This window comes from Streptomyces sp. NPDC017246, from assembly GCF_044331325.1.
Classification (GTDB): domain Bacteria; phylum Actinomycetota; class Actinomycetes; order Streptomycetales; family Streptomycetaceae; genus Streptomyces.
In genome coordinates this window covers 171,420-196,395 of record NZ_JBIRMW010000009.1, presented here as the reverse complement: position 1 = coordinate 196,395, position 24,976 = coordinate 171,420, and the positions used below count along the sequence as shown (strand labels likewise).

At 72.0% G+C, this 24,976-nt stretch carries 17 protein-coding genes; 9 read left to right on the top strand and 8 right to left on the bottom strand.

What is annotated here, in order from left to right; all coding sequences use genetic code 11:
• Nucleotides 1-105: 105 nt before the first annotated feature.
• Nucleotides 106-3,618, bottom strand: coding sequence for a methionine synthase (gene metH, locus ACH4MY_RS22345; RefSeq protein ID WP_398005475.1), 3,513 nt, complete (start codon nt 3,616-3,618; stop codon nt 106-108).
• Nucleotides 3,619-3,862: 244 nt separating this feature from the next.
• On the opposite strand from metH, the gene ACH4MY_RS22340 reads away from it, so the two are divergent.
• The 6 genes from ACH4MY_RS22340 to ACH4MY_RS22315 all read left to right on the top strand — a co-directional run bounded on the left by ACH4MY_RS22340 (nt 3,863) and on the right by ACH4MY_RS22315 (nt 11,405).
• Nucleotides 3,863-4,627: an IclR family transcriptional regulator gene (locus tag ACH4MY_RS22340; RefSeq protein ID WP_398005474.1), complete on the top strand. Its 765-nt coding sequence runs from the start codon at nt 3,863-3,865 to the stop codon at nt 4,625-4,627.
• A gap of 253 nt (nt 4,628-4,880) precedes the next feature.
• Nucleotides 4,881-5,639, top strand: a complete 759-nt coding sequence (locus tag ACH4MY_RS22335) for an MIP/aquaporin family protein (protein ID WP_398005473.1) — start codon at nt 4,881-4,883, stop codon at nt 5,637-5,639.
• A gap of 35 nt (nt 5,640-5,674) precedes the next feature.
• Nucleotides 5,675-7,207 (top strand): glycerol kinase GlpK, encoded by a 1,533-nt coding sequence (glpK, locus tag ACH4MY_RS22330; protein ID WP_398005472.1) that lies wholly within the window; start codon nt 5,675-5,677, stop codon nt 7,205-7,207.
• 6 nt (nt 7,208-7,213) lie between these two features.
• Nucleotides 7,214-8,818, top strand: a complete 1,605-nt coding sequence (locus tag ACH4MY_RS22325) for an FAD-dependent oxidoreductase (RefSeq protein WP_398005471.1) — start codon at nt 7,214-7,216, stop codon at nt 8,816-8,818.
• A 139-nt stretch (nt 8,819-8,957) separates the two neighbouring features.
• Entirely contained in the window at nt 8,958-10,019 is a 1,062-nt protein-coding gene (locus ACH4MY_RS22320) for an LLM class flavin-dependent oxidoreductase (RefSeq protein WP_398005470.1), read from the top strand.
• Between the two features lie 141 nt (nt 10,020-10,160).
• Nucleotides 10,161-11,405 carry a PAC2 family protein gene (locus ACH4MY_RS22315; RefSeq protein WP_398005469.1) on the top strand — a complete coding sequence of 415 codons (1,245 nt, stop codon included), beginning with the start codon at nt 10,161-10,163 and terminating at the stop codon, nt 11,403-11,405.
• Between the two features lie 60 nt (nt 11,406-11,465).
• Here the strand turns inward: ACH4MY_RS22315 and ACH4MY_RS22310 are convergent, their stop codons facing one another.
• From ACH4MY_RS22310 to ACH4MY_RS22290, 5 genes are all read right to left on the bottom strand, one after another.
• On the bottom strand, nt 11,466-14,537 hold the full coding sequence (locus ACH4MY_RS22310; protein ID WP_398005468.1) for an NPCBM/NEW2 domain-containing protein: 3,072 nt from the start codon (nt 14,535-14,537) through the stop codon (nt 11,466-11,468).
• 116 nt (nt 14,538-14,653) lie between these two features.
• Nucleotides 14,654-15,883, bottom strand: a complete 1,230-nt coding sequence (gene mshC, locus ACH4MY_RS22305) for a cysteine--1-D-myo-inosityl 2-amino-2-deoxy-alpha-D-glucopyranoside ligase (protein WP_398005467.1) — start codon at nt 15,881-15,883, stop codon at nt 14,654-14,656.
• Between the two features lie 188 nt (nt 15,884-16,071).
• Nucleotides 16,072-16,878 (bottom strand): SCO1664 family protein, encoded by an 807-nt coding sequence (locus ACH4MY_RS22300; protein WP_398005466.1) that lies wholly within the window; start codon nt 16,876-16,878, stop codon nt 16,072-16,074.
• Complete coding sequence (locus ACH4MY_RS22295; protein ID WP_398005465.1) at nt 16,875-17,465, bottom strand: DUF3090 domain-containing protein; 591 nt, start codon at nt 17,463-17,465, stop codon at nt 16,875-16,877. Before ACH4MY_RS22295 ends, ACH4MY_RS22300 begins: the two co-directional genes overlap by 4 nt.
• 68 nt (nt 17,466-17,533) lie before the next feature.
• Complete coding sequence (locus ACH4MY_RS22290) at nt 17,534-18,223, bottom strand: histidine phosphatase family protein (RefSeq protein ID WP_398005464.1); 690 nt, start codon at nt 18,221-18,223, stop codon at nt 17,534-17,536.
• Between the two features lie 155 nt (nt 18,224-18,378).
• On the opposite strand from ACH4MY_RS22290, the gene ACH4MY_RS22285 reads away from it, so the two are divergent.
• Nucleotides 18,379-19,371 (top strand): magnesium and cobalt transport protein CorA, encoded by a 993-nt coding sequence (locus tag ACH4MY_RS22285; protein WP_398005595.1) that lies wholly within the window; start codon nt 18,379-18,381, stop codon nt 19,369-19,371.
• 81 nt (nt 19,372-19,452) lie between these two features.
• On the opposite strand, the gene ACH4MY_RS22280 is transcribed toward ACH4MY_RS22285, so the two are convergent.
• Together ACH4MY_RS22280 and ACH4MY_RS22275 are read right to left on the bottom strand one after the other, a co-directional pair.
• Nucleotides 19,453-20,238 (bottom strand): ferritin-like domain-containing protein, encoded by a 786-nt coding sequence (locus tag ACH4MY_RS22280; RefSeq protein WP_398005463.1) that lies wholly within the window; start codon nt 20,236-20,238, stop codon nt 19,453-19,455.
• A 237-nt stretch (nt 20,239-20,475) separates the two neighbouring features.
• A complete protein-coding gene (locus ACH4MY_RS22275) occupies nt 20,476-21,525 on the bottom strand; it encodes an LLM class F420-dependent oxidoreductase (RefSeq protein WP_398005594.1) in 1,050 nt (349 codons plus the stop codon).
• 130 nt (nt 21,526-21,655) lie between these two features.
• Between ACH4MY_RS22275 and ACH4MY_RS22270 the strand changes: the two genes are divergently transcribed.
• The gene (locus ACH4MY_RS22270) at nt 21,656-22,633 is read left to right on the top strand and encodes an aldo/keto reductase (RefSeq protein ID WP_398005462.1); all 978 of its coding nucleotides are present in this window, start codon (nt 21,656-21,658) and stop codon (nt 22,631-22,633) included.
• A complete protein-coding gene (locus ACH4MY_RS22265) occupies nt 22,630-24,939 on the top strand; it encodes a helix-hairpin-helix domain-containing protein (RefSeq protein ID WP_398005461.1) in 2,310 nt (769 codons plus the stop codon). The genes ACH4MY_RS22270 and ACH4MY_RS22265 overlap by 4 nt, the downstream gene beginning before the upstream one ends.
• Nucleotides 24,940-24,976: the final 37 nt, after the last annotated feature.

The following is a 24,976-nucleotide window of genomic DNA, read 5'->3' as shown; positions in this document are numbered from 1 at the left end:
GGAGGACCGGCCTGCACTGGACCGATAAGTGTACGTCCGGATCACCGAAAGAGCGCGGATTTGGCGCCCGGGCCGCCCGCCCCGGTCACGGGGCGTCGCATCCGGTCACCTGGCGTTGAAGTACTTCGCCTCGGGGTGATGGATCACGATGGCGTCGGTGGACTGCTCGGGGTGGAGCTGGAACTCCTCCGAGAGGTGCACACCGATCCGCTCCGGCCGCAGCAGCTCCGCGATCTTCGCGCGGTCCTCCAGGTCGGGGCAGGCGCCGTAGCCGAGGGAGAAGCGCGCGCCGCGGTACTTGAGGTCGAACATGTCCTCCACCTTCGCCGGGTCCTCGCCGGCGAAGCCCAGCTCGGCGCGGACGCGGGCGTGCCAGTACTCGGCCATGGCCTCGGCGAGCTGGACGGAGAGACCGTGCAGCTCCAGGTACTCACGGTAGGAGTCGGACTCGAAGAGCTTGGCGGTGGCCTCGCCGATCTTCGAGCCGACGGTGACGACCTGGAGGCCGACCACATCGGTCTCGCCGGACTCCTCCGGGCGGAAGAAGTCCGCGAGGCAGAGGCGGCGGCCGCGGCGCTGGCGCGGGAAGCTGAAGCGGGTGCGCTCGTTGCCGGCGTCGTCGAGGATGATCAGGTCGTCGCCCTTGGAGACACAGGGGAAGTAGCCGTAGACGACGGCCGCCTCGAGGAGGTTCTCGGTGTGCAGCTTGTCGAGCAGGCCGCGCAGCCGCGGCCGGCCCTCGCTCTCGACGAGCTCCTCGTACGTGGCGCCGCCGACACGGGCCTGCTTGAGGCCCCACTGGCCCTTGAAGAGGGCGCCCTCGTCGAGCCAGGACGCGTAGTCCTTGAGCGGGATGCCCTTGACCACGCGGGTGCCCCAGAACGGCGGGGTGGGGACGGGGTTGTCGACGGCGACGTCGGAACGGCCGCCCGGCTCGTCCGCCTCCTCCACCTGGAGGACCGGGGTGTCCCGCTTGGCGACGCGGCGCTGCTTGAGCGGCGGGAGCGTGGCCCCGGGGACGCCGCGCTTGACGGCGACGAGGGCGTCCATGAGGCGCAGGCCCTCGAAGGCGTCGCGGGCGTAGCGCACCTCGCCCTGGTAGATCTCGTGCAGGTCCTGTTCGACGTAGGCCCTGGTGAGGGCGGCGCCGCCGAGGATCACGGGGTACTTGGCGGCCAGCTCGCGCTGGTTCAGCTCCTCCAGGTTCTCCTTCATGATCACGGTGGACTTCACCAGGAGACCGGACATGCCGATGACGTCGGCGCGGTGCTCCTCGGCGGCTTCGAGGATCGCGGAGACCGGCTGCTTGATGCCGATGTTGACGACGTTGTAGCCGTTGTTGGAGAGGATGATGTCGACGAGGTTCTTGCCGATGTCGTGGACGTCGCCGCGGACGGTGGCGAGGACGATCGTGCCCTTGCCGTCGGCGTCCGTCTTCTCCATGTGCGGTTCGAGGTGGGCCACGGCGGTCTTCATGACCTCGGCGGACTGGAGCACGAACGGAAGCTGCATCTGGCCCGAGCCGAAGAGCTCACCGACCGTCTTCATGCCGTCGAGCAGGATCTCGTTGACGATCTCCAGGGCGGGGCGGACCGTCAGCGCCTCGTCGAGGTCCGCCTCCAGACCGTTCTTCTCACCGTCGACGATCCGGCGCTTGAGCCGCTCGTCCAACGGAAGCGCGAGGAGCTCCTCGGTCTTCCCGGCCTTCATCGACTTGGTGTTGACGCCCTCGAAGAGGGCCATCAGCTTCTGCAGCGGGTCGTATCCCTCGGCGCGCCGGTCGTAGATCAGGTCGAGGGCGGTGGTGACCTGCTCGTCGTCGAAGCGGGCGATCGGCAGGATCTTCGAGGCGTGGACGATCGCCGAGTCCAGGCCCGCCTTCACGCACTCGTCGAGGAAGACCGAGTTGAGCAGGATGCGCGCGGCCGGGTTCAGACCGAAGGAGATGTTGGACAGGCCCAGCGTGGTCTGGACGTCCGGCCGGCGGCGCTTCAGCTCGCGGATCGCCTCGATCGTGGCGATGCCGTCCTTCCGGGACTCCTCCTGGCCGGTGCAGATGGTGAAGGTCAGGGTGTCGATGAGGATGTCCGACTCGTGGATGCCCCAGTTGCCGGTGAGGTCCTCGATGAGGCGCTCGGCGATGGCCACCTTGTGCTCGGCGGTGCGCGCCTGGCCCTCCTCGTCGATGGTGAGGGCGATGAGAGCGGCGCCGTGCTCCTGGGCCAGCCGGGTGACCTTGGCGAAGCGGGACTCGGGTCCGTCGCCGTCCTCGTAGTTGACCGAGTTGATGACGGCCCGGCCGCCGAGCTTCTCCAGACCGGCCCGCAGGACCTCCACCTCGGTGGAGTCGAGGACGATCGGCAGGGTGGAGGCGGTGGCGAAGCGGCCCGCGAGCTCCTCCATGTCGGCGACGCCGTCGCGGCCGACGTAGTCCACGCAGAGGTCGAGCATGTGCGCGCCCTCGCGGATCTGGTCGCGGGCCATCTCGACGCAGTCGTCCCAGCGCGCCTCCAGCATCGCCTCGCGGAACTTCTTGGAGCCGTTGGCGTTGGTGCGCTCGCCGATCGCCATGTACGCGGTGTCCTGGCGGAACGGCACGGTCTGGTAGAGCGAGGCGGCGCCGGGCTCGGGGCGCGGGTCGCGGACGCCGGGGGTGAGGTTTTGGACGCGCTCGACGACCTGGCGCAGGTGCTCCGGGGTAGTACCGCAACAGCCGCCGATGAGGGAGAGGCCGTACTCGCGGACGAAGGTCTCCTGGGCGTCGGCGAGCTCGGCGGGGCTGAGCGGGTAGTGGGCGCCGTCGGAGGTGAGGACGGGCAGGCCGGCGTTGGGCATGCAGGAGAGCGGGATGCGCGAGTGGCGGGCGAGGTAGCGGAGGTGCTCGCTCATCTCGGCGGGGCCGGTGGCGCAGTTCAGGCCGATCATGTCGATGCCGAGCGGCTCCAGGGCGGTCAGCGCCGCACCGATCTCGGAGCCGAGGAGCATGGTGCCGGTGGTCTCGACGGTGACGGAGACGATGAGCGGCACGTCGGCGCCGAGGGCGTCGAGGGCGCGGCGGGCGCCGATGACGGAGGACTTGGTCTGGAGCAGGTCCTGGGTGGTCTCGACGAGCAGGGCGTCGGCGCCGCCGGCGAGGAGGCCCTCGGCGTTCTGCTGGTAGGCGTCGCGCAGCAGGGGGTACGGGGCGTGGCCGAGGGTCGGCAGCTTGGTGCCGGGGCCGATGGAGCCGAGGACCCAGCGCTGGCGGCCGGTGGAGGCGGTGAACTCGTCGGCGACCTCGCGGGCGATGCGGGCTCCGGCCTCGGAGAGTTCGTGGACGCGCTCGGGGATGTCGTACTCGCCCAGGGCGGCGTGGTTCGCGCCGAAGGTGTTGGTCTCGACGCAGTCGACGCCGGCGGCGAAGTACTCCTGGTGGACCGAGCGGACGATGTCGGGCCGCGTGATGTTCAGGATCTCGTTGCAGCCTTCGAGGTTCTCGAAGTCCTCGAGGGTGGGGTCCTGCGCCTGGAGCATGGTGCCCATGGCGCCGTCGGCGACGACGACTCGGCTGGCGAGCGCCTCGCGGAGGGCTGCGGCACGGTTCCGGCTGTCAGCGGAAGGGGTCGGCGACGAGGCCATGGATGAGCTCCCTGGGATGCGACGGCTGTCGGCTTTGCACCTTCGGGGGAGGGTGCACGGGCTCAGCGTAACCGCGCTCCGGCCGGGGTGGACACGGCGTCCCACGGGCCGGACGGCATCCTGTGTGCGGGGACTCCCGGTACGGACCGCTCTTGACTGACACTGTCATGTGTAACGCAAGGTCGGCATCGACCGATAGTGTTCAGCATTGTCGAACAGCGTGAGAGGGAAAAGGGGCCGGGCGATGGCGAAGAACATCCAGTCGCTTGAACGGGCGGCGGCCATGCTGCGGCTGCTCGCGGGTGGCGAGCGCCGGCTCGGTCTGTCCGACATCGCGTCCTCGCTCGGGCTCGCCAAGGGCACCGCCCACGGCATCCTGCGCACCCTCCAGGCGGAGGGCTTCGTGGAGCAGGAGGCGGCCTCGGGCCGCTATCAGCTCGGCGCGGAGCTGCTGCGGCTCGGCAACAGCTATCTGGACGTGCACGAGCTGCGGGCGCGCGCGCTGGTCTGGACGGACGACCTGGCGCGGTCCAGCGGCGAGAGCGTGCACCTGGGGGTGTTGCACCAGCGGGGCGTGCTGATCGTGCACCACGTCTTCCGGCCGGACGACAGCCGTCAGGTCCTGGAGGTGGGGGCCATGCAGCCGCTGCACTCCACGGCCCTGGGCAAGGTCCTCTCGGCGTACGACCCGGTGGCGCACAGCGAGGTCCTGGAGGTCGAGCGGGAGGCGTTCACGCCCCGGACGACCACGGTGCTGACGGACTTCGAGTCGCTGCTCGACATGACGCGGGCCAAGGGCTGGGCGGCGGACCTGGAGGAGACCTGGGAGGGCGTGGCCTCGGTGGCGGCGCCGATCCACGACCGGCGGCGGATGCCGGTGGGCGCGGTGGCGGTCACGGGGGCCGTGGAGCGGCTGTGCCCGGCCGGGGAACTGCGTCCGGAGCTGGTGGCGGCGGTACGCGACTGCGCCCGCGCGGTGTCCCGGGATCTGGGGGCCGGGCGCTTCTGACGCTCCCCCGACACGACTGAACCCGCCGGTAACGATCGCGTTATCGGCGGGTTTTTCGCTTCCCGAACCCTTGACGTGCTGTTAACCCGGGGGCAAAACTTCCGTTCACCGGTCGGCATTGCCGAACACTTAACGGCAATACACGCTAAGGTGTGGCAGTGCCAAGGGCCGGTAACGCCCTCACACGAGGGCGCGGACCACCGGAGGGACCCGGGGTTCGCCTTCCCCTGGACGAAGGACAAAGGAGTCGCGGGTGTCCAGCTCCGACATCTTCCTCGGCGAGACCATCGGTACCGCCGTTCTCATTCTGCTCGGCGGCGGTGTGTGCGCCGCCGTCACGCTCAAGGGCTCCAAGGCCCGCAACGCGGGCTGGCTCGCGATCACCTTCGGGTGGGGATTCGCCGTCATGACGGCCGTCTACATGACGGCTTCCCTCTCGGGCGCCCATCTGAACCCCGCCGTCACGGTCGGAATCGCGATCAAGGACGGGGACTGGAGCAACGTCCCCGTCTACATCGCGGGCCAGCTGCTCGGCGCAATGATCGGTGCGGCACTGGTCTGGGTGGCCTACTACGGCCAGTTCCAGGCCCACCTCACCGACGCGGAGGCCGCCTCCAAGACGCCGATCGAGGGACCCGGCCCGGTGCTCGGCGTCTTCTCCACCGGCCCCGAGATCCGGAACACCTGGCAGAACCTGGCCACCGAGATCATCGGCACCGTCGTGCTCGTCCTGGCCGTGCTCACCCAGGGCCTCAACGACAGCGGCAAGGGACTCGGCGTCATCGGCGCCCTGATCACCGCGTTCGTCGTGGTCTCCATCGGCCTCTCGCTCGGTGGGCCGACCGGCTACGCGATCAACCCCGCCCGCGACCTCGGTCCGCGCATCGTGCACGCTCTGCTCCCGCTGCCGAACAAGGGCGGCTCCGACTGGAGCTACGCCTGGATCCCGGTCGCCGGTCCGCTGATCGGTGGCGCCATCGCCGCGGGTATCTACAACATCGCGTTCGCCTGAGACGTCCTTCTCCCAGACTTCCCTTGGAGCACACCGTGACCGACGCACACACCTCCGGCCCCTTCATCGCGGCCATCGACCAGGGCACCACCTCCTCGCGCTGCATCGTCTTCGACAAGGACGGCCGGATCGTCTCGGTCGACCAGAAGGAGCACGAGCAGATCTTCCCGAAGCCGGGCTGGGTCGAGCACGACGCCGCCGAGATCTGGACCAACGTCCAGGAGGTCGTCGCCGGCGCCCTGACGAAGGGCGGCATCGCCGCCTCCGACGTCAAGGCCATCGGCATCACCAACCAGCGCGAGACGACGCTGCTCTGGGACAAGAACACCGGCGAGCCCGTCCACAACGCCCTCGTCTGGCAGGACACCCGCACCGACGCCCTCTGCAAGGAGCTCGGCCGCAACGTCGGCCAGGACCGCTTCCGCCGCGAGACCGGCCTGCCCCTGGCGAGCTACTTCGCCGGCCCGAAGATCCGCTGGATGCTCGACAACGTCGAGGGCCTGCGCGAGCGCGCCGAGGCCGGAGACATCCTCTTCGGCACCATGGACTCCTGGGTCATCTGGAACCTCACCGGTGGCACCGACGGCGGCGTGCACGTCACCGACGTCACCAACGCCTCGCGCACCATGCTGATGAACCTGCACACGCTGGCCTGGGACGAGAAGATCGCGGAGTCGATGGGGGTCCCCCTCAACGTCCTCCCCGAGATCCGGTCCTCCGCCGAGGTCTACGGCCACGTCAAGGACGGCGCCCTCGCCGGTGTCCCGGTCGCCTCGGCGCTCGGCGACCAGCAGGCCGCCCTGTTCGGCCAGACGTGTTTCGCCGAGGGCGAGGCCAAGTCCACGTACGGCACCGGCACCTTCATGCTGATGAACACCGGTGACAAGATCATCAACTCCTACAGCGGCCTGCTGACCACGGTCGGCTACCAGATCGGCGACCAGAAGCCGGTCTACGCCCTGGAGGGCTCGATCGCCGTCACCGGTTCGCTGGTGCAGTGGATGCGCGACCAGATGGGCCTGATCAAGTCCGCCGCCGAGATCGAGACCCTCGCGTCCTCGGTCGAGGACAACGGCGGCGCCTACTTCGTGCCGGCCTTCTCCGGCCTGTTCGCCCCGTACTGGCGCTCCGACGCGCGCGGTGTCATCGCCGGCCTCACCCGGTACGTCACCAAGGCGCACATCGCCCGCGCCGTCCTGGAGGCCACCGCCTGGCAGACCCGCGAGATCACCGACGCCATGACCAAGGACTCCGGCGTCGAGCTGACCGCGCTCAAGGTCGACGGCGGCATGACCTCCAACAACCTCCTGATGCAGACCCTCTCGGACTTCCTGGACGCGCCCGTCGTGCGTCCGATGGTCGCCGAGACCACCTGCCTCGGTGCCGCCTACGCCGCCGGCCTGGCCGTCGGCTTCTGGCCGGACACCGACGCCCTGCGCGCCAACTGGCGACGCGCGGCGGAATGGACCCCCCGCATGGACGCCGACAGGCGTGACAGCGAGTACAAGAGCTGGCTCAAGGCCGTGGAACGCTCCATGGGCTGGCTCGACGACGCCACCGAGGAGTAGATCGAGATGACCACCCTGCAGAGCGTCCCTGCCCTTGGGACGCGACCGGCTGCCGGTTCCCTGCCGAGCCGCGCCGAGACCCGGGAGCAGCTTTCCAAGGCGACGTACGACCTCCTGGTCATCGGCGGCGGCATCCTGGGCATCTCCACCGCCTGGCACGCCGCGCAGTCGGGCCTGCGGGTGGCCCTGGTGGACGCCGGCGACTTCGCCGGCGCCACCTCCTCCGCCTCCTCGAAGCTGCTCCACGGCGGACTGCGCTACCTGCAGACCGGCGCGGTGAAGCTGGTGGCGGAGAACCACTTCGAGCGGCGTGCGGTCTCCCGTCAGGTGGCACCGCACCTCGCCAACCCCCTCACCTTCTACCTGCCCGTCTACAAGGGCGGACCGCACGGCGCGGCCAAGCTCGGTGCCGGTGTCTTCGCCTACAGCGCCCTCTCGGCCTTCGGTGACGGCGTCGGGCACCTGCTCTCCCCCGCCAAGGCCGCGCAGGACGTGCCGGAGCTGCGCACCGACAACCTCAAGGCCGTGGCCGTCTACGGCGACGACCAGATGAACGACGCCCGCATGGCCCTGATGACGGTCCGCGCGGCGGTCGAGGCCGGCGCCACCGTCCTCAACCACGCCGAGGTGACCGGGCTGCGCTTCACCCGGGGCCGGGTCACGGGCGCCGAGCTGAAGGACCGTACGAGCGGGGACGAGTTCGGCGTCACCGCCCGTCTGGTGCTGAACGCGACCGGCCCGTGGGTCGACCACCTGCGCAGGATGGAGGACCCGAACGCGGCCCCCTCCATCCGCCTCTCCAAGGGCGCGCACCTGGTCCTGAAGCGGACCTCGCCGTGGAAGGCCGCGCTGGCCACCCCGATCGACAAGTACCGCATCACCTTCGCCCTCCCCTGGGAGGACATGCTGCTGCTCGGCACCACCGACGAGGAGTACGAGGGCGACCCCGGCCAGGTCGAGGTCACCGAGAAGGACACCGCCCAGATCCTGGACGAGGCCGCCTTCTCCATCCGCGACCAGCAGCTGTCGCGCGATCTCATCACCTACTCCTTCGCCGGTCTGCGGGTGCTCCCGGGCGGTCCCGGCGACACCTCCAAGGCCAAGCGCGAGACGGTCGTCACCGAGGGCCGCGGCGGCATGCTGTCGGTGGCCGGCGGCAAGTGGACGACCTTCCGCCACATCGGCCGTACGGTGATGAAGAAGCTGGAGCAGCTCCCCGGCCACCCGCTGGGCGAGGACTACGAGTCGGTGTCGACCCTGCCGAAGCGGCTCCCGCTGCCCGGCATAGCCAACCCGAACGCGGTCGCGCACCGGCTGCTCGTCGACGGTCCGGCGCCCGGCCCGCGGATGGCCGCCGACACCGCCAAGCACCTGGCGACCCACTACGGCTCGCTCTCCTTCGACATCGCCCGCATGGCGAACGAGAACCCGGACCTGGCCCGCCGCATCCACCCGGACGCGCCGGAGATCTGGGCGCAGGTCGCCTACGCCCGTGACCACGAGTGGGCCGAGACGGCGGACGACGTGCTGCGCCGCCGGACGACGCTGACCATCCGCGGTCTCGCGACGGACGAGGTCCGCGCCGGCGTCGAGAAGATGCTGGACAAGTAGGCCGGACACGCACGGAGGGGGAGGCGACTCCCCCGCGGTCGGGGGCGGTTCTCTGCGGAGGGCCGCCCCCGAGGCGTACCCCCGGGCGTGCCACACGACGTCCACAATGCCGCAACACTCGACGCGCAGAGTGGAACGCATGAAGTTTCAGGTGCTCTCGATCGTCCACCACTCCCCGCACCCGCTGACCGGTGAACTCCTCTCCGCCGCCGACCGGTTGGAGCAGGTCGTCACGCTCGGCGAGACCGCCGAACGGCTCGGCTTCGACGCGTACGCGGTCGGCGAGCGGCACGCGGGCGCGTTCCTCTCCTCCGCCCCGACCGTGCTGCTCGCCGCGCTCGCCGCCCGCACCACCCGGATCAGGCTGCTGACCGGGGTCACCGTGGTCGCCATCCTCGATCCGGTCCGGGTCGCCGAGGACTACGCCACCCTCGACCAGCTCTCCCGCGGACGGCTCGAACTCGTCGTCGGCAAGGGTGCCGAGGCCGGTCACTTCGACCTCTTCGGGCTGGACGAGGAGCGGCAGTGGGACCTCCAGAAGGAGAAGTACGAGCTGCTCCGCCGTCTCTGGACGGAGGAGGGTGTCGACTGGGAGGGCGAGTTCCGGCCCTCGCTGAAGAACGTCACCACGGTGCCGCGCCCCTACGCGGGTCCGCCCCGGATCTGGCACGGCTCGGCCACCAGCCTCAACTCCCCCGAGCTCGCCGCGAAGCACGGTGATCCCCTGTTCACGGCCAACGCCATCCAGCCCCGCGCGGCGTACGCGAAGCTCATCGCCCACTACCGGGAGAAGTTCGAGGAGTACGGGCACGACCCGGCCCACGCGCGCGTGGCGGCCGGTTCCGGCGGTCTGCTCATCGCCGACACGGCGGAGGAGGCCGTCGCCCGCTACAAGGACCTGTACGAGGCGAAGGTGCGGCAGAGCTTCAAGCCGCATCTGGAGGGAAAGGCCGGATACAACACCCCGTTCCGCACGATCGAGGACGCGATCGCGGACGGTCCCCAGCTGATCGGCTCGCCGCAGCAGATCATCGACAAGCTGCTCGGCTACCACGCCCACTACGGGCACGACCTGCAGTCCGTCACCGTCGACACCTTCGGGCAGTCGACGGCGGAACAGACCGAGACGCTCCAGCGCTTCGCCGAGGAGATCGCGCCAGTGGTCCGGAGGGAGGCGCCCAGCACGCTCTGGGAGGAGTGACACCGCCGTGTGCGGAGGCGAGTTCCTGGGTAGTCGATCAAGGCCGCACGGGTTTTCGGGGATGTCCGGGGGCTGCGGACGGACCTGAGGAAAGCCGTAAGGTTGGTCCGTACGACAGGAACTTCGAAAAGGAGGCGCTGGGTGATCGAGCTCGAGGGGGTACCCGAGCTGATCGACCCGGTCATGGTGGCCGCGTTCGAAGGCTGGAACGACGCCGGCGACGCCGCCTCCACCGCGGTCGCCCATCTGGACCGGGAATGGAAGGGAGAGGTGTTCGCGGCGCTCGACGCCGAGGACTACTACGACTTCCAGGTCAACCGGCCCACGGTCTTCCTGGACAACGGAGTCCGGAAGATCACCTGGCCGACGACCCGGCTCTCCGTGGTCCGGGTCGGCGGCGACAAGCCCCGTGACCTGGTGCTCGTGCGCGGGATCGAGCCCTCGATGCGCTGGCGCTCCTTCTGCAACGAGATCCTCGCCTTCGCCCACGAGCTGGGCGTGGAGATGGTCGTGATCCTGGGCGCCCTGCTCGGGGACACCCCGCACACCCGGCCGGTCCCGGTGAGCGGAGTGACCTCCGATCCGGACCTGGCGCGCACGATGGACCTGGAGGAGACCCGGTACGAGGGCCCGACGGGCATCGTGGGCATCCTCCAGGAGGCGTGCACCCACGCGGGCGTGCCCGCGGTGAGCCTGTGGGCGGCGGTGCCGCACTATGTGTCGCAGCCGCCGAACCCGAAGGCGACCCTGGCGCTCCTCAACCGTCTCGAGGACCTGATCGGTCTGCGCATCCCGCTGGGCGAGCTGCCCGAGGACGCGCGGGCCTGGCAGGTGGGTGTGGACCAGCTGGCCGCCGAGGACAGCGAGGTCGCCGAGTACGTGCAGACGCTCGAGGAGGCCCGCGACACGGCGGAGCTGCCGGAGGCGTCCGGCGAGGCGATCGCCCGTGAGTTCGAGCGGTATCTGCGGCGGCGCGAACCGGGCACGGGTCCGGGCAGCGGCCCAGGGCTTGCGACGGACGGCAGCGACACGGCGTTCCTCAGGGAGAGCGGGAGCGGGCGTACGCGCCCGCCGAAGCCGGAGCAGCCGGGGCCGGAGTCGGTCCCGGGGGCGGAGGCCGTCGAGGGTCCCGAGGAGATCGCGGGGGCGGAGGAGTCCACCGAGGGAACGACCGGATCCGCCGAGGGACCCGCCGACGGGCCCGAGGGCTCGTCCGAAGGGACCGGGACGTCCGCCGACGGTCCGGAGGAGCCCGCCGACGGGTCGCCGGACGCGGAGGGAACGCAGGACGCGGGCGGTTCGCCCGACACGGACGGTGCGCAGGACACGGCCGGTTCGCCCGACACGGACGGTTCGCCGGACGCCGAGGGCGAGGCCGGGAAGTAGCGGTTCCACGGAGCCGACGGAACGGGAGGGGTGCCCGAGGGCGCCCCTCCCGTTCGTGCGTCAGGCGCAGCCGAACCGGGCCGCCGCCCAGTCCCCGTGGTCGCCGCTCTTCGACCCGTTGGTGTCCGTGATCCGCAGCCGGACATGGCGCGCGCCGGTCACGTCGACGTTCACGGGCAGGGTCTCGGAGGCGCCGGTGAGCCGGGGCGAGGTCCACAGGACCTTGCCGTCGGCCTCGACGGAGAAGGCCACGTCCCCGTAGCCGTTGATCTCGTCGTCGATGCCGACGTCGGCGGTGAAGGTGGCGCAGCGGCCGCCGAGGTAGACCTCGATGTCGGAGTCGGCGTGGCCGCCGATGCCCTTCTCGTAGGTCTTGCCCGCCAGGGTGAGGGTGCGGCCGTCGGCGGCGCCGGACTCGCCGTTGGAGCGGTCGCGTTCGGGCGGGCCCCAGCCGTTGGTGGAGCGCAGCCAGACGAGGTCGCTCGCCCAGGCGTCGCCGGTCGGCGGCGGGGGCATCACGCCGACCGCGAACCGCTGGGTGGCGGTGCGGTCGGTGCCCGCGGCGCGGTGCCGGGCGGTCGCGGTGAGGGTGGCCTCGCCGGGCTTCGCGTCCGCGGCGGGGGTGACGGCGACCTCGACGCGGCGGGTGGTGCCGGCCGGGACACGGCCGACCGGTGCGGCCGGGGTGACCTGCCAGCCGGCCGGGGCGTCCAGGGAGACCCGTACGTCGGTGGCGTCCCGGGTGCCCGCGGTGACGTCCACGGCGACGGTGCCGGGGGTACCGGCTCCGAGCTCCTGCGCCGCGGGGACGGCGAGGGCGGCGGAGGCGCCGGGTACGGCGCCGCCGACCGCGCTGGTGTCGCTCAGCCGCAGTTCGAAGTCGCGGCCGGTGGAGAGGGCGGCGGTCTTGACCCGGACCACTCCCCCGCGCTCGTCGCGGTCGTACCACCAGCCCTGGGCGGCGGCGTCGAAGGCGGCCCGGGAGGTGAGGGCGGGCAGCTTGCGCCCGTCGAGCTTGACCGTGCCGGGGGCGTCGCCGGTGTGGACGGTGAAGGCGTACGGCCGGGCGGTCGGCTTGCCGGTGTACGTGCCCCTGCTCGCGCCGATGCGGACGGTCACGTCACCGGGGCCGCCGTTCGGGGCGCGGACCTCGGCACGCTGGGTGGCGTACCGGCCGGTGCGGTGTTCGCGGGTGACGCCGTCGTCCTCGTACAGCTCGAAGGAGGAGTCGCCCTTCGGGTAGACGTCCCAGGCGATGGGGTCGCCGGGGGCGCGGTCGGTGTACGAGCGGATGCCGCCGGGCCACATCGGGACGGTCGCCCCGGCCCGTACGAAGAGGGGCAGGGTGTCGAGCGGGGCGCTGTAGTCGTCGACGGTGACGGGGCCTTCGTAGGTGCGCCCGCTCCAGTAGTCGATCCAGGTGCCCTTGGGGAGGTAGATGCCGTCGCGTTCGACGGCGTCCTGGTAGACGGGGGCGACGAGGAAGTCCTCGCCGCTGAGGAACTCGTACTTGGCGGCGTCGGTGGAGGCCTTCGGGTCGTCCGGGTACTCCAGGGCCAGCGGCCGGGCGAGGCCGACGCCGGTCTTCGTGGCCTGGTGGGCGTGGCTGTAGATGTACGGGAGCAGGGCCTCGTGGAGCTTGAGGGAGGCGCGGTTGATGCCGGTGTAGGGCTCGCCGTACCGGAAGGGCTGCTTGTCGTTGGCGGCCCAGCCGTCCATGGTCATCGTGACCGGCAGGAAGGTCTTCCACTGGAGGTCGCGGGTGTACGTCTTGGCGCTGCCGCCGAAGATGCCGTCGACGTCGCCGGTGGTGTAGGCGAGCCCGGACATGGACGCGCCGGCGTAGGTCGGGATCTGCCAGCGGATGTACTCCCAGGTGCCGGACTGGTCGCCGGACCACTGGACGCCGCAGCGCTGGGCGCCGGACCAGCTCTCGGGGGCCCAGGTGAAGCCGCGGGCGTCGCTGTGGGCCTCGATGCCGGCGTGGGCGTCCTTGCAGCCGTCGAGGGCGAACTTGTAGCCCTCGCCGACCCAGGCGACGTCGAGCTTGGCGACCCGCTGGCCGGCCTTGACCTGCTCTTCGAGCTTGTCGATGCCGTCCTCGGTCCACAGGCCGAGCTTCATGCCGCGCTCGCCGAGTCCGGCGGAGGCCTCGGCGAGGTTCTCGTAGCCGCAGCCGTAGCCGTCGTTGACGAGCATCCAGCCGTTGGGCATGTCGTGGGCGACGTAGCCGTCGGCGACCTTCAGGGCGTCGAGGGTGCGGCGCTCGCCCCGGTTGGCGTTGTGGAGGTAGCAGTCGGCGTCGCCTATCTCCAGGCCGTACACGGGCGGCAGGAAGGGCTTGCCGGTGAGCCGGGTGTACTGGCCGATGACGTCCTTGGCGGCGTCGCCGCCCGTTCCGGCGAAGTAGTAGGCGTCGAAGCGCCGTTCCTTCGCGCTGGTCGTGACGGGCTCGGTGAAGGCGTAGGTGTTGGGGGCGTAGGTGTTGCGGTAGACGCCGTATCCGGCGGAGGAGAGGTAGAAGGGGACGGAGTTGGGGTGGCCGCCGTCGTTCCAGTTGTAGTCGACGCCGACTTCGACGGTCTTGTCGCGGTGGGAGGTGTTGCCGCGCCCGTTCTGCATGCCGGCGCCGTAGAACTGCTCGTCCGCGCCGCGGGCGAGGGTCTGGACGGTGCGGTCGGCGGTCCAGCTGAGGCCGCGGGTCTCGCTCCAGAGCGGGGTGCCGTCGGCGCGTACCGCGGCGAAGCGGAGCGGTGACTTGTAGGCGCGCAGGGTCACCTGGGCGCTGCTCAGTTCGTAGCGGTCGCCCAGGTCGCGCCAGCGGGTGGCCGGGGGCGGGCCCTGGGGCAGGGTGATGTCGCTGCCGGTGGGGTCGGTGAACGTGCCGTCGGGGGCCAGTTCGATGCGGAAGGTGTCGGCGGTGACGAAGCTGACCCGGGCCTGGGACCGGCCGGCGGTCAGCCGGTAGACGGGGCCGTCCGCGGCGAACCCGGTGAGGTCGCCGACGGTGGTGTCGGCGGGGGCGGTGTCGGTGGGGGTGGCCGACGCGGCGGAGCCGGGTCCCGCGAAGGCCGCGAGGAGTCCGAGGACGGCTCCGGCGAGTGCAACTTTCATGCGTGATGATGATTGCATGGAGCTTATTTAGCGCAGGAACGAGCATCCCCGCCAGGACAAAACGGAACCGCCCTCGGACTTCGGCGAGAAGTCCAAGGGCGGCTGCCTGAAAGGTGGTTGTGCGGTCCTGCTCGTTACAGGGCCACACCGAGCAGTGCGTCGACAGCGCGGGAGACCAGGCCGGGGGCGGAGTCGTCGGTGCCGCCCCCGGCCGCCTGGAGGGCGGCCCAGCGGTCGACCGCGGCGAGCGCGGCCGGGGTGTCGAGATCGTCGGAGAGGGCCTCGCGGAGCTCCTCGACGAGCGCGTCGGCGGGCGGGCCGTCGGGGCGGGACACGGCCGCACGCCAGCGGCCCAGGCGCTCCACGGCGTCCTGGAGGACCCGGTCGGTCCATTCCCAGTCGTCGCGGTAGCGGTGGGAGAGCAGCGCGAGCCGGATGGCGGCCGGGTCGACACCGTCACGGCGGAGCCGCGAGACGAAGACCAGGTTGCCGCGGGACTTGGACATCTTCTCGCCGTCGAGGGCGACCATGCCGGCGTGGACGTACGCCTTGGCCATGGGGAACTCGCCGGTGAGGGCCTGGGCGTGGGAGGCGCCCATCTCGTGGTGCGGGAAGATCAGGTCGGATCCGCCGCCCTGCACGTCGAAGCCCATGCCGAGGTGGTCAAGGGCGATGGCGACGCACTCGATGTGCCAGCCGGGGCGACCCGCGCCGAGGCTCGCGCCGTCCCAGCTCGGCTCGCCCTCGCGGGCGGCCATCCAGAGCATCGGGTCGAGCGGGTTCTTCTTGCCGGGGCGCTCCGGGTCGCCTCCGCGCTCGGCGGAGAGGTGGCGCATCAGCTCGGTGTCGTAGTTCGACACCTGCCCGAAGTGCGGGTCGGCGTCGACGGAGAAGTAGATGTCGCCTTCGAGCTCGTAGGCGGCGCCGGAGTCCCGGAGACGCTCGACGAGCGGGACGATCCCGGGTATGGCTTCGACGGCGCCGATGTAGTGCTGCGGGGGCAGCATCCGCAGGGCGGTCATGTCCTCGCGGAACAGTGCGGTCTCGCGCTCCGCGAGACCGACCCAGTCGATGCCGTCGCGGATCGCGCGCTCCAGGAGCGGGTCGTCCACGTCCGTGACGTTCTGGACGTAGTGCACCTGCCGCTTGGTGTCGAGCCACACGCGCTGAACGAGGTCGAACGCGTTGTAGGTCGCCGCGTGACCCATGTGGGTCGCGTCGTACGGCGTGATGCCGCAGACATAGATACGGGCGACGGGGCCGGGGGCGAGGGTGACTCGTCCGCCGGTCGCGGTGTCGTGGATCCGGAGGTCGCGGCCCTTGCCGGGAAGGGCGGGGACCTCAGAAGCGGGCCAGGCATGCATGACCCGAGCGTAACCGGACAGGTGTTCCGGATACGAACCGGATCCGGGATCTTGACCGATTACGCGGTCTTGCGGGTCGGAGGCCTGCGTGCATACCCCCCAGGGGTGCAGGCCCGTGCGCACCCCCTGGCCGAAACTTTTCGGTCCGCCGGAAGGGCGGGGCCGTGACCAGGGCCGGGCCCGAAACCTCAGACCGGCGGCCAGGGGATCGCCGGCCACTGCCCCGAGGGCTCCGGGTGCCGTCCGGTGGCCCGCAGCGCCTTCACGCGGGCGCGTACCGCCGCCACCTCGGCGCCGGTGAGCAGTTCCGCCAGACGGGCGGCGAGGGGCGCTCCCGGGGCCAGGGCGCGGTCCAGCGCGTCGAGCACGCCGGCCGCCTCGGCGGGCAGCTCCTCGCCCGCCCAGCCCCACAGCAGCGTGCGCAGCTTGTCGTCGACGTGGAAGGCGACCCCGTGGTCGATGCCGTAGAGACGCCCGTCGGGAGCCGGCAGCAGGTGCCCGCCCTTGCGGTCGCCGTTGTTGATGACGGCGTCCAGGACGGCCAGCCGCCGCAGCTCGGGGGTGTCCGCGTGGACGAGGAGCGCGGTGCGGTCCTCGGCGACCTGGGCGGGCCCGACGGCCTTCCAGCCCTCGCCCGCCTCGTCGTCCTCGGTCAGGGCGAGCAGCCGGGCCCCGGGGTCGGCCTCGATCCACAGCTGGACCATGCCCTCCCCGTACGGCCCGTCACGGAGCACCGTCGGCGGGACCAGGCCCCAGCCGGTGGCCTCGGAGATCTCGTACGCGGCGACCTCGCGCTGCGCGAGCGTGCCGTCGGGGAAGTCCCACAGCGGCTGCTCCCCCGCGACCGGCTTGTAGACACAGGCCGCCTCGCGTCCCTCGTAGGCGACGGAGCAGTAGAGCACGGCGTTGGAGGCCTCACGGACCTGGCCGCGCACGGTCAGCTCACCACGGGCCAGCAGCTCGGCGTCGGGCGGCGTCGGAGGGCTGCTGCTCATGCTCCGCGGCGGTATCCGTTCTGGCGGGGGCAGACGTGGCCCTCGGGGTCGAGCGGCAGGCTGCACAGCGGGCAGGGCGGCCGGCCTGCGTTGACGACGTCCAGGGCCCGCTTGGCGAAGGCACGGGCCTGGGCTCCGCTGAGCCGGACCCGGAGCATCGGCGGCCCGTTCTCCTCGTCCTGGAGCAGCCGCTCCTCGGCCTCGGCGAGGTCCTCCTCGGACTCCACGTCGAGCTCGACGAGCGCCTGCGCCTCGACGATCATGCGCTGCTCCTCGCCGTCCCAGGCGAGTGCCATGGTGCCGACCCGGAACTCCTCCTCGACGGGTACGTCGAGGGGGGCTGAGTCGGCGACCTCGGCGGGGGCGACGGCGGGCACGGGCGCGTTGCCCCCGGTGCGGCGCACGACCTCGTCGAGGAGTTCGTCCATGCGCTCGGCGAGGGCGGCGACCTGTGTCTTCTCCAGGGCGACGCTGGTGACCCGGCCGGCGGCGGACGCCTGGAGGAAGAACGTACGGCGGCCAGGCAGCCCGACCGTACCGGCCACAAAACGCTCCGGTGGGTCGTAGAGGAACACCTGACGGGACACGTTTCCCGGCTCCCTTGCGTCTCGACAGTCGTACTACGGCGGCGCGTCCACCCTACTGCGCGAGAGGATCACGGTGCGCCCGCACCACCGCCGACCTCGGCCGTCCCACTGCTGTCGGGGTGCTCGCGTGGCGCGAATCCGGCGAAGTCCCCGGTGTCGCCGAGGCGGACGAGGAAGGGCCGCAGTCGCGTGTAGCGGATGACGGTGACCGAGCAGGGGTCGACGTGGACGCGCTGGAAGAGGTCGAGGTGGAGGCCGAGGGCGTCCGCCACGACCGACTTGACGATGTCCCCGTGCGAGCACATCAGGTAGCAGGCGTCCTCGCCGTGCTCGGCGTCGATCCGCGCGTTCCAGTCGTGCACGGCGTCGACCGCGCGGGCCTGCATCGCGCGCATGGACTCGCCGCCGGGGAAGGCGGCGGCGGAGGCGTGTGCCTGGACGATCTCCATCAGGGGTTCGTCGTTGAGCTCGGCCAGTTTGCGACCCGACCAGTCGCCGTAGTCGCACTCGTTGATGCGGTCCTCGACGTGCAGCGGAAGGTCCGGGCGGGCGTCGAGGAGCGGCCGTACGGTCTCCCGGCAGCGCTGGAGGGGGCTGGAGACGACCGCGGCGAGCGGGACGTCCGCGAGGCGCCCCGGGAGCGCGGCGGCCTGCGCGGCGCCCCGCTCGTCGAGGGAGATCCCGGGCGTGCGCCCGGCGAGGACCCCGGAGGTGTTGGCGGTGGAGCGTCCGTGCCGGACGAGGATCAACGTGGCCATGCCGGCCAGCCTAGGCGGTGCCCCGCCGTGCCCCGTCGCGCACTGTCGCGCCCGGTCCGATCGGGGTGTGCGACCGAATTTCGACCGGGGTCCGTTCGGGGTCCGCCCGGATGTGGGCGACTCCACGCGTGCGTGACTGGGCCGTTCGATGGAGAATACGGCGCGTGATCGTGGACTCTGCCATCTACAGGGACGGGCGCCGTACCGACGGACCCGCCGACCTCTCGGACGCGCTCGACGAGGCGCGGGCCGCCGGGGACGCGTTCCTCTGGGTGGGGCTGCACGAGCCCTCGGAGGCGGAGTTCGACCATGTCGCCTCGGAGTTCGCGCTGCACCCGCTGGCCGTCGAGGACGCCCTCAAGGCCCACCAGCGGCCGAAGCTGGAGGTCTACGACGACTCCCTGTTCGCGGTGCTCAAGCCGGTCGTCTACGAACCGGAGAGCGACCGGGTCTCCTCGGGCGAGCTGATGCTGTTCATCGGCGACTCCTTCGTGGTGACGGTCCGGCACGGCGAGGGCGCACCGCTCGCGGAGGTCCGCCGGCGTCTCGAAGCGGACCGGGAGGTGCTCAAGCACGGGCCGACGGCGGTGCTGTACGCGGTGAGCGACGCGATCGTGGACCACTACCTCGATGTGGCGGGCGAGCTCCAGGTGGACCTGGAGGAGCTGGAGGCGGACGTCTTCGCGCCCACCGGGGGCAATCCGGCGAACACCGCGGAGCGGATCTACACGGCGAAGCGGCAGGTCCTGGAGTTCCGGCGGGCCAGCGGTCCGCTCGCCGGGCCGCTGGCCCGGCTCACGACCGGTTCGGTGCCGTTCGTGAACGAGGAGGCGCATCCCTTCTTCCGGGACGTCAACGACCATCTGCTGCGTGCCAACGAGCAGGTGGAGGGGCTCGACCGGCTCCTGTCCGACGTGCTGTCGGCCCATCTCGCGCAGATGGGGGTGCGGCAGAACGACGACATGCGGAAGATCTCGGCGTGGGCGGCCATGGCAGCGGTCCCCACGATGGTCGCGGGGATCTACGGCATGAACTTCGACCACATGCCGGAGCTGCACTGGGTGGCCTCGTACCCGGTGGTGATCGTCGTGATGGCGGGCATCGTCGCGGCGCTGTACCGGCTGTTCAAGCGGCGCGGCTGGATGTGAGACGGGTGCCCCGCCCCCGCGACGGCGGGGGCGGGGCACCCGGGGACGGGGACGGGGCGGGGTGACCTGCGGCGGGGGTGTTCAGAAGGCGGGGGCGGGGGTCACGGGCCCGCCGAGGGCGTCGAGCCGCTCGGGCATCTTCAGACCGACCATCCGGTGCCAGCCGGCGGCGCGCTCGTACGCGTACATCACGTGGATGCCGGCGGCGAGGACGGCCGCCTTGGGCCGGGACCAGCCCAGGATCCTTCCCATGTGCCCCATCACGGCCAGGCTGACGTCGCGGTAGACCTGGATCTCGACGAGGGCGGATGCGCGCAGGGTCCGCTGGATGAGCCGGCCGTGTCCCTCGCGCGCGAGGCGGAGCAGTTCCTCGTGGCAGTAGGCGAGGTGGTTCGCCTCGTCGTTGTCGATCATGTGGATGGCCTTGCCGAGCTCGGGGTGGTCCCCGAAATACGTGACCAGCATGTCCATCTGGTCGGCGGCCCGCTGTTCGGTGACCCGGCTGTGGGCGAGGTAGACGATGATGTCCTGCTCGCTCAGCGGCTCCTCCCGGCGCAGCTTGTCGTGCGCGAGGCCGATGCCGCGCTGTTCCAGCAGCATCGTGTAGTCCGTGTCGGGCGGTACGGGGACGGGTTCGAGACCGCGTTTCCTCATCAGCGCGTTGAAGATCCGGCCGTGCTTGTCCTCGTCGGCGCCGTGCCGGGTGATCTTCGGCGTGAGGTCCCGCATGCCGGGCGCGACGAGGGCCGCGATCCGGGCGTTCTCCCAGCCGCCCTGGGACTCGCCGCTCGCCGCGATCGAGCAGAAGAGCCGGAAGGACTCGTCGTCGTCGATGATTTCCTGGAACAGACCCTTGGCCGTGAGCATTCGCCGCCACCTCCGTGCGCGTGTCCGCACTCCGTCCGCCCCCGGGACACCGAGTCAAATGCGGTCCGGGGCGGGGGGCAACAGGAGGGCCGGGCGACTCGGCCGAAAGAGTGAGTCCCCGAGGCCGTAACCGGGGACCCCGTGGAGCCGTTGTGCTGCGTGACGGCCGTGGCGGGGAAGACCCCCGAGCCCCCACCACGGCCGCGGAACCTCTCGGTCCCGTCGACGGCGGAACCGCTACGCCAGACCCGCCCGCTCCGCCGCCTCCACGCCCGCCCGCAGCGCCGCCAGGCGCTCGTCCAGGGTGAAGCCGGCCGGGGCGAGGGTGAGGGTGGTGACCCCGGCCTCGGCATAGGCCGTCATCCGCTCGGCGATCCGCTCCACGGGGCCGAGCAGCGAGGTCTGGTCGATCAGGCTCTGGGGCACGGCGGCCGCCGCACCCGCCTTGTCGCCGGCCAGGTACTTGTCCTGGATCTCGGCGGCCTCCTTCTCGTAGCCCATGCGCTGCGCGAGCTGGTTGTAGAAGTTCTGCTTACGGCTGCCCATGCCGCCGACGTACAGCGCGGTGTACGGGCGGAAGACGTCGGCGAGGGCGTCGACGTCCTCGCCGAGGGCGAGCGGCACGGTGGGACAGACGTCGAAGCCGTCCATCGTCAGTCCGGCCTTCTCGCGGCCCGCGCGAATGTGGCGGAGCGCGGTCTCCTCCAGGTGGGCGGCGGAGGGGAAGATCAGCAGGGCACCGTCGGCGATCTCGCCGGTCTGCTCCAGGTTCTTGGGGCCGATGGCCGCGATGTAGAGCGGGATGTGCTCGCGCTCCGGGTGGACGGTGAGCTTGATCGGCTTGCCCGGGCCGCCGGGAAGCGGCAGGGTCCAGTGCTCGCCGTCGTAGCTGAGCCGCTCCCTGGTCATCGCCCTGCGGACGATCTCGACGTACTCGCGGGTCCGGGCGAGCGGCTTGTCGAACTTCACGCCGTACCAGCCCTCGGAGACCTGCGGTCCGGAGACGCCGAGGCCGAGGCGGAAGCGGCCGCCGGTGAGCGAGTCGAGGGTGGCCGCGGTCATCGCCGTCATCGCGGGCTGCCGGGCCGGGATCTGCATGATCGCGGAGCCGACGTCGATCCGCTCCGTCTTCGCCGCGACCCAGGCGAGGACGGTGGGGGCGTCGGAGCCGTAGGCCTCGGCGGCCCAGCAGACGTCGTAGCCGAGGCGGTCCGCCTCCTGGGCGACGGCGAGGTTGTCGCCGTCCATGCCCGCACCCCAGTAGCCGAGGTTGATGCCGAGCCGCATGTCCACGCACCCCTTACTCATCGGTAACGTCCCTGTGGGCGGGACTCTAGCGCGCGGTCGGGCCATCCGTCAGGACGCGGTTGTCCACAGGCTCTCTCCGCGTGGTGCCCTGGCCAGTAATCTCGCGCCCATGGAGCAGAGGCATCTCGGACGTACCGGCCTGCGTGTGTCGCGCATCGGACTCGGCACCCTCACCTGGGGCCGGGGCACCGACGAGCACGACGCCGCCGAGCAGTTGAAGTCGTTCTGGGACGCGGGCGGGACGCTCGTGGACACCGCCGACGTGTACGGCGGGGGCGAGGCGGAGTATCTGCTCGGGCGCCTCATGGAGCGGCTCGTGCCCCGGCAGGACCTCGTCCTGTCGACCAAGGCCGGCAGCGTGCCGGATCCCGACCGGCGTACGGACGGCTCGCGCGGACATCTGCTCGCCGCGCTCGACGCCTCCCTCGCCCGGCTCGGCACGGACCACGTGGATCTGTGGCAGCTGCACGCCTTCGACCCCCACACACCCCTGGAGGAGTCCCTCCAGGCACTCGACATCGCCGTACGCAGCGGGCGGGCACGGTACGCGGGCGTGGCGAACTTCTGCGGCTGGCAGCTCGCGAAGGCGGGGACCTGGCAGCTCGGCGGGGACCGCACCCGGCTGGCCGGGGCGCAGCTGGAGTACTCGCTGCTCCAGCGGGGTGTGGAGCGCGAGGTACTGCCGGCCGCGCAGGACCTCGGGATAGGTCTGCTGCCCTCCTCGCCACTGGGGCGCGGGGTCCTCACCGGCAAGTACCGCACCGGGACCCCGTCGGACTCGCGGGGTGCCTCGGAGACCATGGCGCCGTTCGTGGAGCCGTACCTGGACGAGCCGGCGAGCCGGATCGTGGACGCGGTCGCGACGGCCGCCGACGGGCTCGCGACGACCCCGCTCCATGTGGCGCTCGCCTGGGTCCGCGACCGGCCCGGGGTGACCGCCCCGATCGTCGGCGCGCGCACGGCACGGCAGCTCACGGCCGCGTTGTCGGTGGAGACCCTTAGTCTTCCTGACGAGATCTGTCGGGCGCTGGACGATGTGTCGGCGCCCGTGCACCGCTATCCGGATCACGACTGGAGCACCTTGTGACCGAGCCTTCCGGGGAGACCGCGCCCGAGGCACCCGAGGACGTGGAGCCCACCGAGGACGTACGGGAGGGAGCCGCCGAGGCGGAGGAGCCGGGGACGGCTCAGGAGCCCACCGAGACGGAAGAGGCCGGGGCGGCCGAGGAGCCACAGGCGCCCGCAGAGGTCGACGCGGACGAGGAGGCCGCAGAGTCCGAGGAGGCTCAGGAGGCCGAGGAGGCTCACGAGCCCGTGGCGCCCGACGCGGCCGAATCCGCTGAGACGGCCGAGGGAGCCGAGGCCGGTGACGAAGCCGAGGCCTCTCAGGACGCCGCCGCGACGACCGCCGAGGCTTCCGACACGCCCGAGTTGAGCGACGCTCAGGCCGAGCTTGCCGCGCAGCGGGAGCTGCGGGCCAGGATCGAGGCGCGGAAGGCCGAGAAGGAGGGGCCCCTGGCGAGCGGCGCCAAGCTGAGCGGCACGGCGGCCGACCTGCTCGCGGCCGTCCGGGCCGTCGAGGGCGGGGCGGCCTCGGGCAGCACGTTCTACGAGGCACCCGAGCCCGCACCCCGGCGCCCCGCCCCCGACGCGGCCCCGGCCGTGACCGTCCGGCCCCCCGTGCCGGCACAGGCCCCGGCCCCAGAGCCCGGCACCACCGCAGCCGTTCGGGAGGTCCTGGCCAAGGGCGGTGCCCCCGAGGCGCTGGCCGGGCAGGTCGCCGCCGCGCTCGGCGGGGCCGCGGCCCAGACCCTGCTCGACGACCCGTGGCAGCTGCTCGCGGTGTCCGGGGTCCGCCCGGAGCAGGCCGACGGCTTCGCGCGGGCCCTGCTCGGCGCCGCGTGCGGCCCCGACGACCCGCGCCGCACGGTCGCCCTGACCGTGTGGCTCCTGGAGCGGGCCGCGCTCCAGGGACACACGGTGCTGGAGATCCAGGCCGTGCGCGCCGGACTCGCCGGGCACTCGGTGCCCGATCCGGAGTCGGCCGTCGAGGAGGCGGTGTCCGCGGCCGCGGTCCTCGTCTTCCAGGAGGAGGAGACGCCGGAGGAGGAGCCCGAGGGGGACGAGGAGCCCGCGGAGGCCGTCGCCGAGGAGCCGGCCTCGCCCGTGCTGCTCGGCCTCGACCGGTACGCGATGGCGGAGGAGAGCCTCGCGGACGGACTCGCCCGGCTGGTCAGGACGGCGACGGCCGACACCTGGGAGGGCTCCGAGCTGGAGCGCGCCGCCGGGACGCACGGCCTCGTCCTGCACACGGGCGGGGAGGCCTCCCGCGTCGAGCCGGTGGCGCTCGTCGCGGCCGCCCGCGAGCGTGGGCTGCGCGCCCTGGTCGCCGTCCACGCCGACGGCGGACGACGCGCGCTCGGCGCCGCCGGGGCGGACGCGGTGACGGTCGCCACGCTGCTCTCCGGAGCGGCCGGTCCCGGCCGTGACGAGGAGGGCGTGCTCGCCCTGGACCTCCTGGCGGTCCTCGACGCGCCGCAGTTGGACGTGGAGACGGCCGCGATGCTCGTGGAGTCGCTTCCCGACGGCTGCCGTCTGGTGCTGAGCGGCGACCCGGAGGTGCTGGGCGCGCCGGGCGCGGGCCGGGTGTTCGCCGATGTCCTCGCGGCCCGGGTGTGCCCGCGGATCGCCTCGCGGCTTCCCGACCCGGGACCGCTCGGCGAGCTGGTCTCGGGTATCGGCGCCGGGGAGCTGAACCAGGTCGAGGCGCCGGGCAAGGAGATCGTGATCGTGCCGGTGCGGGACGCCGGCGAGGCCGTGCACCGCACCGTCCAGCTGGTCGCCGACTCGGTGCCGCGGGCGATCGGAGTGCCGCCCGAGCAGACGCAGGTCGTCACGGTCGGCCACGGCGGCTCGGCCGGTACGCGCGCGCTGAACGCGGCCCTCAAGCAGCGGCTCAACCCGGGGCCCGGCCGGTTCGGGGGCTACGACCCCGGCGACCGGGTGGCGTACGCGCCGGCGCCGGGGCGGACGGTGACCGGCACGGTGCTCTCGGCCGACGCCGAGGGGCTGCGGCTGCGGTGCGGGGACGAGGAACTCCTCGTCCCCAAGGAGCGGGTGGAGCCGGCTCTGCGGCACGGCTGGGCGCTCACCGCGCACCAGGCGGCCGGCGTCCGCTGGCCCGCGGTCGTCGTGGTGCTGCCCGGGGACGCCGCCGGGGGCCTGAGCAGGCCGTGGGTGTACACGGCGTTCGGCCGGGCCGAGCGGCATCTGTCGGTCGTGCACGGCGTGGACCAGGCACTGGCCCGCGCGGTGGCCGAGGGGGTGGCCCCGGAGCGTACGACGCGGCTGCGGCCGCTTCTGGAGGCGCTGCTCGCCACGCCCGAGGAGTAACAGGCCCGCCCCGGGCGCAGGCGGTCGGGCCGTGGGA